We start from the raw sequence: 18,514 nt of genomic DNA on the forward strand, positions 1-18,514 counted from the left end.
CAGGTACAGCGCGACAGCGTCCGCCTTGAACTCGGGCGAGTAGACCTTCATCACCATAAAAGATGCCTCCTACCCGGCCCCTGCCGGGGCCGGGCTCAGAGGTGTCCACCACTCGGGGACAGGTCCCTCGCTCCCCTCCAGGGCAGATGATCCGGCGGATCACCAGCTTCAGCGAGACGAAAGATGAACACGTGCGCCTCTCGACGGCTCCGGCCTACGGGCACAGGCACCTGAGCCCAGCGGCATCCTTCAACACTGCCCCCGCGCACCGGCATCGCGCCGACCGCATCGAGGAGTACGCGCACTGCCGCCTCACGGTAGGTTTCTGTGGCTCGGACGGATCCTGAAGGGAGTACCCATCGGGGAAGAACTCCAGACAGGTCCTCTGCCACCAGCGCAAGCCGCCCGTCCGAGCTCAGCACCGCGACGAACACCACCCGCCGCATCCTGGGAGGCGGTACGGCAGGGCGCCCCAAACTCTCGGCAGCGTCCAGGAAAACAGGCACGGTCCGATCCTGACATGTGGCCGCTTAACCGGCCACTCGCGTTCGGTCAGTACAGCGGCGAACACGGAACGGAGCTCGTCGTTGCCCTGGTCCGCTCGGAACTCGCAGAGGAACACCTAACACCCCCACGCAGCACCTGGCTGGAGAGAAGTTCCACCTCGGACTTCGGTGGGTGGAGATACGTCACCCCAAACCGGACCGAGGGGGTACGTTGGCGCGAGGCTGCCCCCGATGATGCCGCCTTCGAGGCGCATCAAAGATTGCCCCTCGATAGGGTGTCGGCGATGTGGTGCACTAACAGGGGGGCACATGAGCAAGCTGCACGTCAGGTACGTCCGTAAGGCGATCGAGGAGCGGTTCACCGACCTCATCGACATGAAGGACAAGGCGAAGGTCGCGGAGAAGGACTACGTCCAGGCGTTCCTCAGTCGCGGCCTGGCCGCACTAGCTGTTCAGATCGAGCACCCCTGCAGTGACCGTATCGCCGCGACCAGGATCTTCGACGGCGACGACGACCGGGGCCTGGACGCCATCGCGGTCGAGGTGCGGTCCGCACAGCCACGGATCTGCCTGGTGCAGGCCAAGTGGAGCGACAACTTCAAGGGGGGCTTCGGGGAGACCGAGGTCGACCGGATGTTCCGCGGGTTGAACCGGATGCTCGACCTTCAGTACTCCAAGTTCAACAGCCGATTCCAGCAGTTCGTCCCCGAGATCGAGCGGGCCTTCGAGGTCGGCACGCCGAAGATCACGCTGGTTCTCGCGCTGATACGTACTGCTCCACTCGACCAAAGCACCAAGGAGCTCATCGAGGAGAAACTCGCGGAGCTGAACCAGGTCGAGGAGATGGTCGACTACAAGGTTCTGGACCTGCGCGACTTCCACCGGGCCATCCTCGGGGATGCGGCTGCCCCGAGGATCGACGCTCGGGTCCGGTTGGACGGTTTCGTTCAGGAGTCGGCCCCCTACAAGGCTCTGTACGGCACTATGACCGCGGCGGACCTCGCCGATCTGTACGGCGAGCACCGGCGCGGCCTCTTCGCACGCAACATCCGCGACAACCTGGACCTGACCGATGTCAACATCAAGATCAGGAACACGCTCCTCGAAGAGCCGGAGCACTTCTGGTATTTCAGCAACGGCATCACCATGCTCTGCGAGACGATCAAGCCGGTCGGCAAGGCGGTCCCGGGCAAGGTCGGGGACTTCCAGCTCACCGGCGCCAGCGTGGTCAACGGTGCGCAGACGGTGAGCGCCATCCACCGTGCGTACACCGCAGACCCGGACACCACCCAGTACGGCAGGGTTATGGTGCGGCTGATCTCTCTGGAGGACTGCCCGCCCGAGTTCGGCGATCACGTCACCACGAACACGAATACGCAGAACCCGATCGAGGAACGCGACTTCAAGTCCCTGGACAAGGTTCAGGTGCAGCTCCGGGACGACTTCGCCCTGATGCTGCACCTCAGCTATGTGATCAAGCGGGGCGAGGCCCTGCCCGCGCCGGAGCACGGCTGCTCGATGGCGGAGGCTGCTGAGGCGCTGGCCGCCACGCACTCGAATGCTCAGCTGGCCGCACTGGCCAAGCGTGATCAGAACCTGGCCGGCCTGTGGGAGGACCAGACCTATCGCGAGATCTTCGGGGAGGCCCCGAACGCCTTCCGTGTCTGGCGCTCGGTGGAGCTCCTCCGCGAGGTGCGGAAACAGCTCCAGGTTCTCCGGGACGGGCTGCTGTGGAGGGCTGACGCCGCGGCCTTCTACGGAGACCTCCTGGTCACCCATATCGTCTTCCGGCGCCTGGACACGCGGTTCATCGAGGATCCGTCGTATCACTGGCCGCGGGAGCTCGTTAAGGTTCCTGACCTGGTAAGGGACGCGCTTGCCTGGTCACTCGCCGCGATCGACGAGGAGTACGGAAAGTCCAGCCACATCATCGCCGCGGTGCGCAACACGGAGCGGATCGAGCGAGTCGTCCGGGCCGCCATGCGCGGGCTGGACTCCGACCGAACCGCTCCGGTCCTGGGCGAGGACTACCAGGTGACCGAGGTCGAGACACGGGGCCGACAGGTCAATGCCGTCACCACCCTGATCACGAACAGCCGCATCGCGGACGGTACGGTCCTGGAGTTCCGGGCGTACAGCAAGCCCGAGCGGCGCGAGATGGCGGAGTGGCTGGCGGAGGAACCTCGGCGTTCGCTGGCCACGTGGAGCAACGGCAACGGAAACAAGCCCCTGCAGTGGCACGCGGACGAGGGATGGTACTCGCCCAGTGGCCTCGCCAAGGAGATGCGCCGACTCGCTTCGGGGACGGTGACCACCGTGCAGGGGACGCTTCGCTGGTTCGTCCCCGGTGAGGGGTCGCTCGACGAGCTGGCGCTGGCGGTCAGGCTGGAAGAGGGCCTGGAGGTGGGGAACGAGCCGGACGGTAGTTGACCGTCCGTGGTGGTGTGCGCGGCGGTGCGGATGGCGACGCGGCGATCGGCTCTCGGAGTTCCTCCGGGCGGATTGTCAGTGCCTCGCAGTAGGGTCGCGCCGCACCACCGCATAGCGTGATTGCAGCCTGAAAGGAAGCGTCGTTCGGCATGCGGTCACAGCCGTAGGATCGCAGGTCGAGGGTGCGATCGAGCACGCCCTGGCCGTCCGGCCGCCAGTACCACCCGTACAACCGAGCACAGGGAAGAAGCAGCACGCCGATGGAGGAACTGACCTTGGACCCGGAGAACCCGCAGCAGCCTGAGAAGGGTGCGGAGCCTGCGGCGGCGGATGCCCAGCCCCAGGTCACGGCCCTTGAAGAGGGGCAGGTTGTCGACTACATCAGCGGTACGGCGATCAAGGAGACTCCGAAGGAGAAGGTGCGGCAACGCATCGCTCGGGCCCTGGTCCACGAGCACGGCATCGACCCCCACGACATGGCCCGCGACTTCCCGGTCACGGTGAGTGAGGAAGGTGCTTCGCGGAAGCGGACCAAGAAGGCCGACATCGCGATCTTCGAGTCCGGCGCGAAGCACACCACGGCGAACCTGCTCCGAGTCGTCGTCTGCAAGCCGGAGCCCAAGCGCGGCAAGAACGTCGTCAAGATCCGTGAGCCCGAGCAGGCGAAGCAAGACCTCGCCGACCTCCAGGAGCTGATGGGCAACGAGGACCGCCCCAGGTGTGTCGACGGGATGTGGACGGACGGGGTCGACTTCTTCTTCCTCAAGAAGGTAGTCAGAGATTTCGGCGTTACCTTCGAGGACCGCAGCGACTGGGAGGTCGCCGACGGCACCATCGGCAGCCGGACCGTCGCCTCGCACCAGCGGCTGCGCCAGGCCGACCCGGAAATGCTCAAGATCGCATTCCAGCGCTGCCACAACTACATCCACGGCAACGAGGGCATGCCCAAGGACGCCGCCTTCTGGCAGTTCCTCTACCTGCTGTTCGCGAAGATGTACGACGAGCGGGTCACTCGTGGCACTGGGCGCGGCAGGTTCCGGACTGGCCTGAATGAGATGTTCGACGACGACGGGCGGTCCGCCATCAGCACCCGCGTCAAGGGGCTCTTCGAGGACGTCAAGACCGAGTACAAGGGCGTCTTCAAGGCCAGCGACGAGATCACTCTGTCCAACCGGGCGCTCGCCTTCATCGTCAGCGAGATCGCCCCGTACGACCTGACGGGAACCGACGTCGACGCCAAGGGCATCGCGTACCAGGAACTCGTCGGTACCAACCTGCGCGGCGACCGAGGGCAGTACTTCACCCCACGCGGCGCGGTGAACCTGATGGTGGAGATGCTCGACCCGCAGGAGGACGAGACGGTACTCGACCCGACCTGCGGCACCGGCGGTTTCCTCCAGGCCACGCTCAAGCACCTGCGGGACAGCTGGAAGAAGGACGCCGGCACCTTTGGCTTCCCCGACACTGAGGAGGAGCGCGTACGCTACGCCGACCGCCTCAAGGAGTACGCGGAGAAGCACCTGATGGGAGCGGACTTCGACCCGTTCCTGGTACGTGCGACCACGATGGCGATCATGACGCTCGCGCAGACCACGGGGAATGTCTTCCACATGGACTCGCTTGCTTTCCCGCGCGGACACCTTCCCGGCGTGGAGCAGGCGCAGGAGAAGATCAAGCTCGGCGAGAAGGTCGACGTACTGCTGACCAACCCGCCGTTCGGGGCGGACATCCCGGTCAGCGATGAGTCGGTGCTCGGCTCGTTCAGGAACGGCATCGCGAAGTCGTGGGGACGTGACCCCGTCACCGGCGAGCCCAAGGAGAGTCTGACCTCGCGGCCGAGCAGTATGGCGCCCGAGCAGCTGTTCATCCAGCGCGCCATCGAGTGGGTCAAGCCCGGCGGACGGATCGGCATCGTCCTGCCCAACGGCATTCTGTCGAACCCGGGGCCGACCGACGAGGCGATCCGCCGGTACATCCTGGAGAACTGCTGGGTGCTCGCGAGTGTCGAGCTGCCGGTGGAAACGTTCGTCGTCGACGCTAACGTCAACATCCTCACCACCCTCCTGTTCCTGAAGAGGAAGACCGGGCAGGAAGTACAGAACCACCGGATGGGAACCGAGAAGCCGTACCCGGTCTTCATGGCGGTCGCGGAGAAGGTCGGGTTCGACCGGCGTGGCAACGACCTCTTCAAGCGCGAGCCCAACGGGGAGTTCGTGGTGGAGACGGAGGTCGTCATGGAGCGGCTCCGCATCGGGGACAAGGTGGTGACCCGGCCGCTGAAGCGCAGCAAGAAGGTCATCGACAACGACCTGCCTGTGATCGCGGAGAGGTACCGGGAATTCCGGGCCAAGCATCCGGTGCCGGGTGCGGACCCGCGGAAGGTCGCGGGGGCAGGCGCGTGAAGATTGCCGAGCTGTCCAATCCGGTGATGTCGAGCTGGTTCTCGGAACAGGGGCACAGGCTCGACGCGTCGCCGTATGTCGCGGGGTCGTTGAAGACGAAGAAGTTGCTGGAGCGGGTGTCGGCGACGGAGCCGCTGGCAGCCCTGACGGCAGGCCACAACGGTGGGATCTTCAACGGGCCTATGTTCAAGCGGGTCTACCTCACCGACCCTGATCACAGCGTGCCGTTCCTCGGCACGAAGGACATGATGGCGGCCGACCTCACCACGCTGCCCCGGCTACGGAAGGCGGATGCAGAATCGTCGGCATTGTCGTACCTGCGGCTCAAGCCGGGAATGACGCTGATCTCATGCTCGGGGTTCAACGCTGGGCGGAGGGCGTACGTCCGGCCGGATATGGGTGACTGCTGGTCGTCGCAGGACTCGCTCAAGGTCGAACCCAATCCCGAAAAGATCAAGTCCGGGTATCTGTATGCCTTCCTCCTCAGTCGGTTCGGGGAGTCGCTGGTGCGTGGTTCGGTGTACGGGTCGGCGGTGAAGCACATCGAGCCGCACCACATTGCGGGGCTTCCAGTGCCGCGCCTCGGTGCGGACTTGGAGGGGCGAATCCATGACCTCATGGAGGAATGCTCACAGTTGCGCGCCGAGCATCAAGCGGACTTGGTAGCCGCGACGAAGGATTTCTTCGACAGCAACGGGCTGTCGCAGCTTAACGACCTTCGGTGGCATCAGCAGGAGCGCGACCTTGGATTCAAAGTTGAAGGTTTGGGTGCCGAGTCCCTTCGGGCTCTAAACTTTTCTCCTAGGGCTCACGATTTGGCGCGCCAGCTGGAATCAGTTCCTGGAGAATCATTCGGGACTGTGTGTACAGAATCCAGTCTCAAAATTGGATCGCGATTCAAGCGGGTCGACGTTGAGTCTGGGAATGGCATTCGCCTACTTGGGCAGCGACAGGTTTTCTGGCTCCGGCCGGAGGGGCGATGGATCAGCGCCACAGAGGCGCCTAGTAATTCGAGTCTCCCGGATGAGACGATCCTGATCGCAGGTCGTGGAACTCTAGGAGAGAACGAAGTGTACGGCCGTGCCGTTTTCGTCACGGGATCTTGGCTGAAGAATGCCTACAGTCAAGATTTCGTACGCGTGTCCAGTGGCGACCGGGAAATTCCAGGTGCTTACCTGTTTGCATTCTTTCGCTCTGTGGTCGCTTTTCGATTGCTTCGCTCCATGAGCTATGGAGGGAAGCAGCAAGGGTTTCTTCCAAGCAGGCTCCAAAGCCTGCATATTCCTCTCGCTCCCTCCGTCGACCGCAACCGCATCGCCGAAACCGTCCGCAACGCCTACAAAAAACGCGACCGCGCCGACGTCCTAGAAGACAAAGCCCTCGCGCTGCTCACCACCGCCATCGAGGAGGCCGCTGGCTGATGGGTGCCAGGATCGTTGCAGTTGGGGAGGCCGTCAACGATGCCGAGCGGAGGGTGATCGCGTACCTGCGTGATCACGCCCCCGACGACTGGACGGTCCTGCACTCCGTCGAGATTCCGCGCAACCGGCACGAACTGTTCGAGGTCGACCTCGTCGTGGTCACCGGGCACGCCGTGTACGTCATCGACGTCAAGGGCACCCGGGGCCGCATCGAGGCGGATGGCCGCAAGTGGCACCCGTCCCGCCGTGCGCCGTTCCGTTCCCCGTTGCCCAAGCTGCGCCATCACGCCCGGCATCTGAAGTCGATCCTGGAAACGGCCCACCCTCCGCTGTCCCGGCTCTACACCGACGCACTCGTCGTCCTGCCGTATCCGGACGCCCTGTTCGTCGACCGCTCGCCCCGCCAGCAGGATGCCCGGGACACCATCACCCTGCCCGACCTGATCGGGCGGCTCGCGGACGTGAGCCGCGTCCCCACCTCCACCAACCGGTTCGACACGGATATCGCCACCCACCACGACCTGATCGTGAGCACGATCCAGGGCGCCTCCCGGCCCCCGTCCGGGCCGCTGCGGTTCGGCAGCTGGGAGGTGATGGAGCGGCTCGGTGAGACCGCGCCGGAGGAGAGCGGTAACGGTGTCCACCGCGAGTACCGGGCCAAGAACGCCAACGCGCCGCAGGGCTCGGGAACCGTCCGGCTGTCGGTGCGTACGGCCGACCCGTACGCACCGGAAGCAGAACGTTTGCTGCAGCAGAAGCGGATCGGCATCGCCTACGAGGCGCTCGGCAAGCTGCCCTCGCACCCGAACATCGTCGGCGCCCGCGACTTCTTCCCCGATGACGACGAAGGCGTCTTCGTCACCGTCTACGACGACGTTCCTGGTCACGCGCTGGCCCTGCACCTATCCGGGGCCGCTGACCCGCTCACCGCCGACGCGAAGCTGCGCACGGTCCGGCACATCCTGATGGGGCTTGCGCACGCGCACCACCGACACATCGCGCACCGCGAGCTGAACCCGTCAACCGTCCTGATCGCCCAGGACGGGCGGGCGATGCTGACCGGTTTCGAGTACGCAAAGACCGCGCAGCGGCGCACGCACACCGTGGGACCGGAGGCGCACCAGGTCGCCGACCGCGCGTATCTCGCGCCCGAGTGCCACGCCGACCCGTCCGCGATGAGCATGAAAGCCGACATCTACGCCGTCGGCGTCATCGGCTACCAACTGTTCACCGGCGAGCTGCCTTTCTCCTCGGCCACCGAACAGGCGGGAGCCGGAGGTATGCTGCCGGCATCCGGCCTTGAGGCGGCCCAGGTCCGCGTGGAGCTGGCGCACTGGCTGCAGAAGCTGTGTTCGACGGATCCGGCGGACCGGCCCACCGCCGTCGAGGCGCTGCGGCGGCTCGACCTGGTCGTTGGCGCGCAGAACGCCCCGGCCAGGCGCCGGGGTTCGTCTTCCGTCTCACGGACCCGGGCAGGTACCGCCGATCAGTCGGCACCGGATTCCCCGCGCGGCCCGGAGTTCTTCCGGGACTTGCCGGCTGATTTCCAGCTCGGCACGAAGTACCTGGTGCGCAACCGGCTCGGGCGTCCCGGTTCCTTCGGGGTGGCTTACCGGGTCTACGACACGATAAGGAGTGTCGACCGGGCGGTGAAGCTGGTCCTGCGGGACCGGGACTCCATCCTGGAACGGCTGCGCCGCGAGGCGGACGTCCTGCAGCGGCTGCAGGACGCACGGCATCCCAACGTCGTCGAGATGATCGACGCGGACCGACTGCTGCCACCGGACGAGTACCCCTACCTGGTTTTCGAGTTCGTCGACGGCAAGGATGTCGCGGAGGTGATCCGCGGCGGTCGGATGGGCGCGGCGGACGTGCTGCGGCTCGCGATCGACACCGCTCGGGGGCTGCGACACATCCACGAGCGCGGGGTGTGGCACTGCGACATCAAACCGAGCAACCTGCTGTGGACCGACGACGGCGTCAAGCTGATCGACTTTGGGATCGCGAAGACCGCCGACTCCTCCGAGGGACACACCTACACCAGCCCCCGCTACACCCCGCCCGACCTGGACCAGGTCCCTGCGGACGGCTCCGGGTACGCCGACCGTGACCTGTTCGGCCTGGGTGTCACCCTGTACGAGGCGCTGACCGGCGGCCAGTACCCGTGGGAGGGTGTCGGACAGCCGCCGCCCGGGGTGCGGCCGGTCGATCCGCGTACGGCGTACAGCGGATTCGGTGACCTGTCGCCGGGGTTCGCCGAGATCATGCTGCGAGCCATCTCGCCCCACCGGGGCGAACGGTTCACCACGGCCGAGGAACTGCTCGCCGCACTGGAAGGACTGGAATCGGCCCGTCTCGCCCCCGTTCCGGTCCCGCCGCCCGTCCTCGCCCAGCAGCCACCCGCCCCACCGGTGGTCACAGATGGAGACGAGGCCCCGCAGCAGCCCGACCACAACCCGTTCGTAGCCCATCTGCAAACGCTCTACAGCCAGAGCCGTCGCAGTAACCGGGGCACCCGTGGCCTCGATCCGCACGCCATGTCCGTGTACATCGAGACCGCCCTGGACCGTGAGCTCGTCCCCGCCCTCCGTGAAGGCCGTCACGTCCTGGTCGTCGTCACCGGCAACGCGGGGGACGGCAAGACCGCGTTCCTGGAGAGATTCGAGCGCCAGGCCCGCGAGCTCGGCGCCGAGTTCGGACCGCCCCGCTCCAACGGCACCGACTTCACCCTGGCCGGGCACCGGTTTCGCACCAATCACGATGGCAGCCAGGACGAGGGCGAGACCAGCGGCGACGACGTCCTGGAGGAGTTCTTCGCGCCGTTCGCCGGAGCCGACGAGACAGCGTGGCCGGTCCAGAGCGAGACCAGGTTGATCGCCATCAACGAGGGCCGTCTGGTGGACTTCCTGAGCCATCGGCACGACCGCTTCCCCCACCTGGCGAAGCTGACCAACCTCGGTCTCGCGGGAGGCGCCACCGGCCAGGCTGTCGCCGTCGTCAACCTCAACGCCCGCGATGTCGCCGCCCGCCCGCTCAGTGCCGACGGCGAACCGCAGGACGGGGAGTCACTCCTCGAGCGGATGCTCGACCGGATGACACACGAACGGTTCTGGGACGACTGTGAGAGCTGCGACCTGGCGACTGTCTGCTACGCCCGGCACAACGCCCAGACCTTCCAGCACCCCGCCGCCGGCCCACAGGCCAAACGGCGCCTGCGCCGCGTCTACGAACTGACACAGCTCCGCGGCAAGCTCCACATCACCCTGCGCGACCTGCGCTCCGCCCTCGCCTACACGCTCGCTTCGGGCCGCGACTGCTCCGAAATCCACCAGCTGTACGCGGCCGGCGACACCGAGGCGATCCTCGACGGCTTCTACTTCTCCGCGCACCTGGGCACCCCGCCAGCCCCGGACGGCACCCCGCGGGAACGGGACCGGCTGCTCTCCCTGCTGCGGGAGGCCGACGTGGCCGCCGTCCCGCAGCCACAGCTCGATCGACGGCTCGACTACGGCGGACTCCTCTCCGCCGGCGCCCTGGTCACCGTCGACGGACGTGGGGACCGTGACCGGATCTTGCTCGGCCAGGAGTTCGCACGGCTCGGCCGGTCGGTGACCGACCGGGCCGCCCAGGCCACCGGCCATCGCCGGTACGTGGACGCGACCCGCCGCCTGCTGTACTTCGAACTTCGCGACGAGGAACGGGCGGAACGGATGCTGCCCTATCCCTCCGTACTGCGGTTCATGGAACTGCTCTCCCGCACCGGCGCCACCGGCGTGGAGGAACGCGACACCATCCTGCGAGCACTCAACCGCGGTGAGGGACTCGTCGCACCCGAGCGCATCGGCGACGCCCTCGCCTTGAAGGTCCGGGATGTTCCGGGCGGAACCGTCCGGAGCTTCCGGCGCTTCCCTGCCGCCGGGTTCCGCCTCGAACCCGGCGCGGCCCCCAACTCGCCCTACATCGAGTCCGGGCGGACCTCGCTGCGGCTCACCTACCAGGACCCCGTCGGCCAGCAGGGCGGCACCGCCGAACTGGACATCCGGCTCGACCTGTTCGAACTGCTCCGGCGCTTCGAGCGCGGCTACCGGCCCTCGGTCACCGACCTGCAAGGACAGCAGCTTGCCCTCGCCGTGTTCAAGAACCGGCTGGCCGCCGTCCCGTACCAGGAGGTCCTTCTCACCACGCACGGACACGACCTGCGGAGGATCCACCGCACCGAGGACTCCGTACTGCACCTGGAAGAACTGACGGCCCGGACCGACGACGGTGAGCAGCCGGGCGCGGACGCCGCCGTTGCGGAGGAGACGACATGGCGCTGACCGGAGCCCTGGGCACGTTCACCCACCCCGGCGTCAGCCGGATCGACTACAAGGCGCTGGACATGGACCGCGTGCTCACGGCGCTCCTGGCACGGCTCTGGCACGGCGGTATGCCCAGCAAGATCAGCCGGACCTGGAACCTCGAAGTCGACGTGTTCGTGAAGCTGTTCCTGGGGAACCCGGAGGTGTTTGACGGATTCGACCGGGAGACCACCACCCGTTGGGCCTCGACCCATCTCCTCGATCTGGTCAACCGGGGTAAGCCGACGGAGGCCGTGGCCGCACCTCGGCCGCTGCACGGATTCACCTACCGCTTCCGCAACAGCCGGAAGTCCCGCCCGTACGGGGCCGACGAGCAGCTGTACGAGATGCTCACCGAGGACGAGGGAGCGCTGAAGGGACTGCGGGAGTTCTTCTTCTCCGATGTGGACCGCTCCACCGGTGACATCACGCCCGGCCCGGGGACCGATGTGGAGACCCAGGCACTGCTCCACCTCGTACAGCGGGCAGGCCACCAGATGCAGGACCGGGCAGACACCAGTCGGCCCCGAACGCCCTACACCCCCCTGTGCGCGGAGCCGGCACGGCAGCTCTGCCAGGACGTCATGCGGCTCCTGTACCACCAGGACCACATGCCCAGGACCGTGCTCGTGGACTACTTGAAGATCCTCTTCGCCTTCCATCTGTCCCTGTACCACCTGCGGATGATGAAGCTGCTTCCGGCGGTGATCGAGGCAGGCGCGGGCAATGCCACCTGCCGTGGGGGACATTCCGGCGGGCAGGGCACAGACCGCTGCCCGCACCGGCCCCGGCTCTTCCTCGACGTTGAGGGAGTGCCCGGAACTCCGGCCGCCGAGCTGGCCGAACGCAGCGCGGAGATCTGGTACCGGCGCGTCCCCCGCTTCGTCCAGGCGACCTACCAGGTGAAGAAGCTCGACGAGTTCTCCGCTCACCTGGTCCGCCACACCACCAAGCTGAGCTACCCGCCGGGGCGGAACTACTTCACCCCGGAAGAGGTGCTGCAACGGCTCGGAAAGTCGTACACCAAGGAACGTGACGCCTTCTTCCTCCAGCGGGTCACTCGCGTGCGGGACGAGGAGAAGGACCTTCCCCCGGAGCTGAAGCAGATCACCCAGCTCGGGCTCTCCGCCTTCGACGAGTACATCGAGATGCTGATGCACTACAAGGGGCGCCACTACCGGAACTACTTCATCGAGTGCCTCGACACCATGCTCCTCAAGCACCGGCCAGGCGCACTGATCGCCCAGCCACGCGGCGGGCGCACGGGCGGCAAGAGCGTTGCCCGACGCTTCGTCCTGGACGCCAGACTCCTGGAGGTCCTGTTGCAGGTGTCACTGCTTAGGGAGGGCGACGACGGCACCGGAAACCTGCAGACCTCACCGATGCGCGTCGACGAGTTCCTCACCTTGCTGCGTGAACGGTACGGGCTGCACATCGACCAGCTGCCGGACACCGACGGCTTCTCCGGAGCGCACCTGGACGACCAGGCCGCCCTGCGCGCCAACGCGGCAGCCTTCCTCGACCGGCTTCGCGAGATCGGCTACTACCAGGACATGTCCGACGCCTATCTGACGCAGACCATCACCCCCCGGTACAGCATCGGGACCGAGGCGACGACGGGAGCAGCGCCCCGATGAGCAGCAGCACCACCGGTCTGGTGGAGATCACGGCCAAGGACCTCCGAGAGGCGCTCGAAGGCGTCCTCGTGCCACGGCTGGCGAAACTCGTCGGGGAGCGGGCGGCCGGTCACTGCATGCGGATCACCGAGGTCGACGCCGAGCTGGCGGCGCCTCTGGTACGACGGCTGCGCGGGGCGGTGGGCCCGACCGCCACCGTCTGCGTCCTCGGCCAGGCCGACGACCTGGATCCGACCCGTCCCTTCCACGACGTGACCGTCACCAGCACCAAGCTGGTCGAACTCCGCAACCGAGCAGAAGGCGAGGGAACGCTCCCTGGGCCGCTCCTCGTGTTCGTTCCGCCCGGCACCCGGGTGAGCGCCGAGGACTCCTTCGGCATCGCGACATTCGAGGAGGTGCCGCTCGGTGACGCATACGCTCAGCTCGCCGACCACCTCCTTCAGCAGGTTCCGGACCGGCTGCGTCAGGGCGTTGACCAATTGCTCGCCGCACTACGCGGCCATGCCGACCGGCGGACGAGTGACCGCGCGGTCGCCGCGTACCTGCTGACGCTGCAGACCAACGGCTACCGGGAGCAGGTGTCCGGGGCGGCCGTCTACCACTTCGGGCTCGTCCCCGACTTCGACCTGTACGCCGACCCCACCGCGGTCAAGGAGCGGGTCGAACGGAACCGGGGGCTGGTCGACAAGTTGACTGCGTCGAACCGCTCCGAGCGCCAGCGCGTCCTGGACCTGGGACTGAGCGACGGCGATTTCGCCGCCAAACTCGCCGGATTCGCGACCCGCTGCGGCTTGGAGGACCCGGTGGTGTGGACCCGCCGTGTGGTCACCGACCGTGAGAACTGGGGACTGTCCTTCGGGAACTGGCGCATTGACGAACGCCGACGTGCCACGGTCGCCATCGAGGTACGTGAGCTGGGGCTTCCCACCGCCGGCGACAACGCCGAGGAACTGAAGAAATACCAGGCACTCCGGGCGATCGTCGGCCAGCCCTACCTGCTCACCGGCGACAACGGTGTACGCGAACTCACCGCCCGATTCACCGTGCAGCCCTCCCCGGTCAAGGTGGACGCGCTCCAGCGCTTCCGGGTGGAGATCGTCTCGGAGAACGGCGGACCGATCGGACGGATCGCGTACAAGGACAAGGGGACACGGGCGGTCCCCGAGTACAAGGTCAAACTGGCCAAACTGAACAAGATCGACTGGGAAGAGGGCTGGCACTACGTCCGGGTGACGCCCCTCGACGCTGTGGGAGACGCGCTCGACGTCGCCCCCAACGCTCACGAGCTGCCGGGCGGCGAGAGCGAGCGCTTCTACGTTGTCCCGAACGCCGAGATCGAGGAACCGCCCGAGCGCAGTGCGGGCCGCTATCCCGGGGTCGCCCAGGCACTAAGGTCACTGCAGTTCGACGCGCTTGCCACGGGGGACGACCCGACCCGAGTCGTACTCAACGACATCCGCTGGAAGCCCAGCACGCCGCGGAGCCCGCAGCGGGCCCTCAACGCCAAAATCCGTCCGGCGGGCAGCGCGGAAATCCGGCTGTCCCCCCTGCTCGTACAGGTCCAGCAGGACCTCCTCGCCCGCCCCGAGGACACCTCGCTGCGCCGCCTGGTCCTCCACCCCGACGGCACCTTCGAGATGCCCTCCGGGGACGAGGAGAACCTGGCTGGCACCCTGAAGGGGCGCGCCGCCGAGGCATACGACGCGTTCCTCTCCGCGCGGGGCTTCTACTTCGGAGCCGTACGCGGCGGGAGCGGTCACGGCGACGAACCGGTCGAGGTCGACGATCTCCTGGTTACCGAGGCCGTCGATTTCGAGACCGTACGCGAGGAACTCGCCGCGTACGCCGAAGCGTACGCCGAACTGGTGGAGGCCCAGACCTTCCAGACGGAAAGGGCAGGAGACGACGCCAGGGGCGCGGCGCTCGTGGCCCTGGCACGGATCCAGCAGATCGACTGCCTGGCCGTCAGCCTTACCGACGGTCTTGGCGGGCGCGACACCGTGCTGCTCGCCTCGCCCACCCACCCCCTGCGCGCCCTCTGGCTGGCCACCTGGTCCGCGATGGGCAAGGAATGGACCGGCCGTCTCGTCGGGGAGGACAAGCGCCGTGCCATCGCTGCCCGCGGTTCTCTCCAGGGAGCGCTGTCGCCGCTCGGATTCCCGTTCGTGGTCCCGCGCCAGGACGGGCGCCTCATGGCAGCGGCGGACAACCTCACCCCGTACTGGGGTGCCTACCTCCCCAGCGAGACCGCTGACCCCCGCGGCCTGCTCGGCCGCCTCTCCGCCGGACTGAACCTCTCCACCTCCGGCACCCGCGCGGCGAACGGCGCGAGCGCGCTGTCCGGTACGGCACTCGCCGACCGCATGGAGCGCTACGTACGGCTCCACCCGTACGTCCGCACCCTCGTCATGAACGTCGTCAACGCGGGGCGGGCCGAGGTCATCGCCGATGCCCTCCTCGAACTCCAGCGGCGCCCGACCACCCGTGATCTCACCTACGACATCCGGCTCTGCGTGACCGACCCCGAGGCCCCGGAGACCGGAACGGCGCTCGGTGAACTGCTCAGCGCCCAGAGCCAGATCTCCACCGCCGAGGCGGAAGCCTTCCTGCACACGGCGGGCGGGGGGCGCGACGCAAAACTCGTCTACTCGGTGCGCTCCATCGAGGAGTTCCGCAGCCCCTCCATAGAGTTCGACGCTCATCTGACCGTGCTCATCGACGCCTTCGGGGGCGAGCAGCACAGCTCCGTCAAGCGGCACGGCATCGCTCACGCGCCGGTACACGGACTCGTCCAGGCTACCTTCGCCGCGTATGAGGACTCCGAGCAGCAAATTGTTTGGCGGACCGTCCCGCGCTACGGAGCCGCCCTGCCCACCGCCCAGGGCGCCGAGGACCTCGCCACTCTCCTGAGTCGGCTGCCCGGCCTGCTGGCCGGCGCAGCCGCCAACGTCGCCACGGCAGGGCAGGCACCCCGCAACGTGCCGTGCACCGTCCTCTCCCTCGACAACGACGACCGCGCCCTGCTCTACCAGGCCCATCAGATCGGCGACTGGGTCGTCACAATCGACCGCACACTCGGCCTGGAGTACTTCGACCACGCCGGAGAGCACGGGCGCCCCGAGTACGTCATCGACTACGCGCCCGCGCTTGACAGCGGCCTCGGCCACCAGATCATGGTCAGCTCGAACTCGGTCGACGAGCTGCGCAACCTACTCGGCCCCACCGCACGACAGCACGGCATTGCAGTTGAGGAGCGCCACCTCAACTCCTTCTTCGACCAGCTGCGCCTGCTCTCGGGGAACCTCGCTTTCAAGCTGGCCTCCACCGCCCCCAACCAGCGCACCGAGGTTCTCGGGCTGTCCCTGGCCCGCCTCTACCTGGACTACCAGGACGCACTTCACAACCAGATCGTCGTCCCCCTGGACGCACACCCCGAGCTCTACGCCGAGGCGCGCCGCCGCGCCGGCGCGCTCGGTGACGTGCTCTCCTTCCAGCGCAGTGACCTCGCTCTGTTCCACGTCGACGCGAGGACACGAACCGTCACCTGCCGACTCGTCGAGGTGAAGTGCTACACGGCGCTCGACGACACCAGCGCCTACCAGCGGCTCAAGATCAAGGTCGCCCAGCAATTGGGGCAGAGCGAGCGCATCCTTGCCGAGTCCTTCGACCCGGAATGCACCACACCGGACCGTGTCGACCGGCCGGTCAAGAACCTCGCCCTCGGCTCCCTGCTCCGCTTTTACCTGGAGCGGGCAGCCCGTCACGGAACCATGGGGCGTGGACCCCAAACGTCCGCACATGCCCTTCTCGACTCCCTCGACGACGGTTACCGGCTCGAATTCACCCGTAGCGGACTGATCTTCGACCTGGCCCGGAGCGGTACGGATCGGGAGTTGGAGAGCGGGGTGGAGTACCACCGGATCGGCAGCGACCTGATCACGGAGCTGATCGATGCGATCCCCACCAGGCGACCGGGCGTCCCAGAGCCGTCCGATGCCGTCGCCGAGGACTCGGCGGAGTTCGGCCCGGATGCGGACGGAGCGGTCACCGCTCCCACCCTGGCCCTTCTGCAGCTGTCCGTTCCGCGACTCGCTGACGCGGAGTTCCGAGCTCCTGGGCGCGAGGAAGCGGATGGGGCGAACACTCCGGCGCAGGAGCTCTACAGGAACGACGGAGAGAACTCGGCCGGAGACTGCTCCGGAGCGGGCGATGCCCCGGCGTTCCCCGGCGACCAGATGCAGCCTCGTCGCTCGGAAGGCAGCATGGACGAATCGGTCGAGGATGGCGCACCTGCGCTGCCCGGGCCTCAGGCAGAGTCGCCCGTCCCGCACGGCACCCCGTCCGATGCTTCGTCGGCAGCGAACCAGGTTCCACCGCGGACGGAGACCGAGCTGGACAGGCGCGGCTTCCCCGAGGCGTCGACCATTGACGCCCAGCCCACTCCGGTCACGCTGGATACGTCCTCTGTGGGAAGCATCCCCGAGATCTTCCTCGGCGTCTCCCGCCCGTCCCTGCAGCACGGCGTGCTCGGTGAGGTTGCCGGACGAAAGGTCGCGGTCGACCTCTACGAGACCCACACCATCAGCCTCTTCGGTGTCCAGGGAGGCGGAAAGAGCTACACCCTGGGCAGCATCGTTGAGATGGCCTCGCTGCCCGCCCCGCCCGTCAACGAACTGCCCCACCCGCTCGCGACCGTGGTGTTCCACTACAGCCGGACCATGGACTATGCCCCGGAGTTCACCTCCATGGTGCGCCCCAACGACGACCAGGCGCAGCTCAAGGTCCTCAAAGAGCGTTACGGGGCCGAACCACGCGCCCTGACCGATGTCCTGCTCCTCACGCCCGAGGCCCAAGTCGCGGAACGCAAGCGAGAATTCCCCGGCATCGATGTCCAGCCACTGGCCTTCTCCTCCGGAGAACTCCAGGCATCCCACTGGCGCTTCCTCATGGGCGCAGTCGGCAACCAGTCCACGTACATCCGCCAGCTCACCCGCATCATGCGGGCGAACCGCGACAACCTGAGCCTCGCCGCCATCCGGCAGGGCGTGGACGACTCGGGCATGCCCGACCACGTCAAGCAGCTCGCCCAGGAACGTCTCAACCTCGCCGAGGAGTACATCGACGACAACGCCAGCCTCACCAGCCTCATCCGCCCAGGCCGACTGATCATCGTGGACCTCCGGGACGAATACATCGAGAAGGACGAGGCCCTTGGCCTCTTCGTCGTCCTGATGCAGCTCTTCGCCGAAGCCCGCGACGAGGAAGGGCACTTCAACAAGCTGGTTGTCTTCGACGAGGCGCACAAGTACATCGACAGCCCCGACCTAGTTGCCGGCCTCGTCGAGACGGTCCGCGAGATGCGACACAAAGGCATGAGCATCCTGGTTGCCAGCCAGGACCCGCCCTCCGTGCCGATCTCGCTGATCGAGCTCTCCGACCACGTCATCCTGCACAAGTTCACCTCCCCGGCCTGGCTGAAGCACCTCCAGAAGGCGAACAGTTCCTTCGCCGGACTGCGCTCGGAGCAGATGGCGCAGCTCCAGCCCGGCGAGGCGTACGTGTGGGCGAGCAAGTCCACCGACCCTGCGTTCACCCACGGCGCGGTGCGTGTGCGGTGCCGGCCTCGGGTGACCCGACACGGCGGAGAGACGAAGACCGCGTCAGGCGGGCAGTAGGGCGACAGTACGTGGTCCGGTTACAGGATCTGGGCCACGCGGTACCGGCGAGCCCGAGCCGCGTTTTGGAAAGATCGGGCCGGGACCGGTTCGAGGAGGGGAT

Annotated in this window: 7 protein-coding genes; 6 read left to right on the forward strand and 1 reads right to left on the reverse strand. The window is 67.0% G+C overall.

All coding sequences use genetic code 11. From position 1 onward, the window contains the following. Window positions 1-95 precede the first annotated feature (95 nt). On the reverse strand, window positions 96-446 hold the full coding sequence (locus ORI94_RS35575) for an NUDIX hydrolase (RefSeq protein ID WP_416237866.1): 351 nt from the start codon (window positions 444-446) through the stop codon (window positions 96-98). 369 nt (window positions 447-815) lie between these two features. Here ORI94_RS35575 and ORI94_RS21590 point away from each other — a divergent pair, with 369 nt between their 5' ends. From ORI94_RS21590 to mads8, 6 genes are all read left to right on the forward strand, one after another. Beyond that, entirely contained in the window at window positions 816-2,936 is a 2,121-nt protein-coding gene (locus ORI94_RS21590) for an AIPR family protein (protein ID WP_266078200.1), read from the forward strand. 260 nt (window positions 2,937-3,196) lie between these two features. Beyond that, complete coding sequence (mads2, locus tag ORI94_RS21595) at window positions 3,197-5,338, forward strand: methylation-associated defense system DNA methyltransferase MAD2 (RefSeq protein ID WP_266078202.1); 2,142 nt, start codon at window positions 3,197-3,199, stop codon at window positions 5,336-5,338. Next, on the forward strand, window positions 5,335-6,759 hold the full coding sequence (gene mads5 / locus ORI94_RS21600; RefSeq protein WP_266078204.1) for a methylation-associated defense system restriction endonuclease subunit S MAD5: 1,425 nt from the start codon (window positions 5,335-5,337) through the stop codon (window positions 6,757-6,759). Before mads2 ends, mads5 begins: the two co-directional genes overlap by 4 nt. Next, window positions 6,759-11,078, forward strand: a complete 4,320-nt coding sequence (mads6, locus tag ORI94_RS21605; RefSeq protein ID WP_266078206.1) for a methylation-associated defense system protein kinase MAD6 — start codon at window positions 6,759-6,761, stop codon at window positions 11,076-11,078. The genes mads5 and mads6 overlap by 1 nt, the downstream gene beginning before the upstream one ends. Beyond that, complete coding sequence (gene mads7 / locus ORI94_RS21610) at window positions 11,069-12,736, forward strand: methylation-associated defense system protein MAD7 (protein ID WP_266078208.1); 1,668 nt, start codon at window positions 11,069-11,071, stop codon at window positions 12,734-12,736. Before mads6 ends, mads7 begins: the two co-directional genes overlap by 10 nt. Continuing rightward, on the forward strand, window positions 12,733-18,411 hold the full coding sequence (gene mads8, locus ORI94_RS21615; protein ID WP_266078210.1) for a methylation-associated defense system ATP-binding protein MAD8: 5,679 nt from the start codon (window positions 12,733-12,735) through the stop codon (window positions 18,409-18,411). The genes mads7 and mads8 overlap by 4 nt, the downstream gene beginning before the upstream one ends. The last annotated feature ends 103 nt before the right edge of the window (window positions 18,412-18,514 follow it).

The sequence above is a fragment of the Streptomyces sp. NEAU-W12 genome (assembly GCF_026242095.1).
Lineage (GTDB): Bacteria > Actinomycetota > Actinomycetes > Streptomycetales > Streptomycetaceae > Streptomyces.

Excerpts from the sequence above, each read along its gene's own strand:
- ORI94_RS35575 (WP_416237866.1), bottom strand. The coding sequence starts at position 446 with ATGCGGCGGGTGGTGTTCGTCGCGGTGCTGAGCTCGGACGGGCGGCTT.
- ORI94_RS21590 (WP_266078200.1), top strand. The coding sequence starts at position 816 with ATGAGCAAGCTGCACGTCAGGTACGTCCGTAAGGCGATCGAGGAGCGG.
- mads6 (WP_266078206.1), top strand. The coding sequence starts at position 6,759 with ATGGGTGCCAGGATCGTTGCAGTTGGGGAGGCCGTCAACGATGCCGAG.
- mads8 (WP_266078210.1), top strand. The coding sequence starts at position 12,733 with ATGAGCAGCAGCACCACCGGTCTGGTGGAGATCACGGCCAAGGACCTC.
- mads2 (WP_266078202.1), top strand. The coding sequence starts at position 3,197 with ATGGAGGAACTGACCTTGGACCCGGAGAACCCGCAGCAGCCTGAGAAG.
- mads7 (WP_266078208.1), top strand. The coding sequence starts at position 11,069 with ATGGCGCTGACCGGAGCCCTGGGCACGTTCACCCACCCCGGCGTCAGC.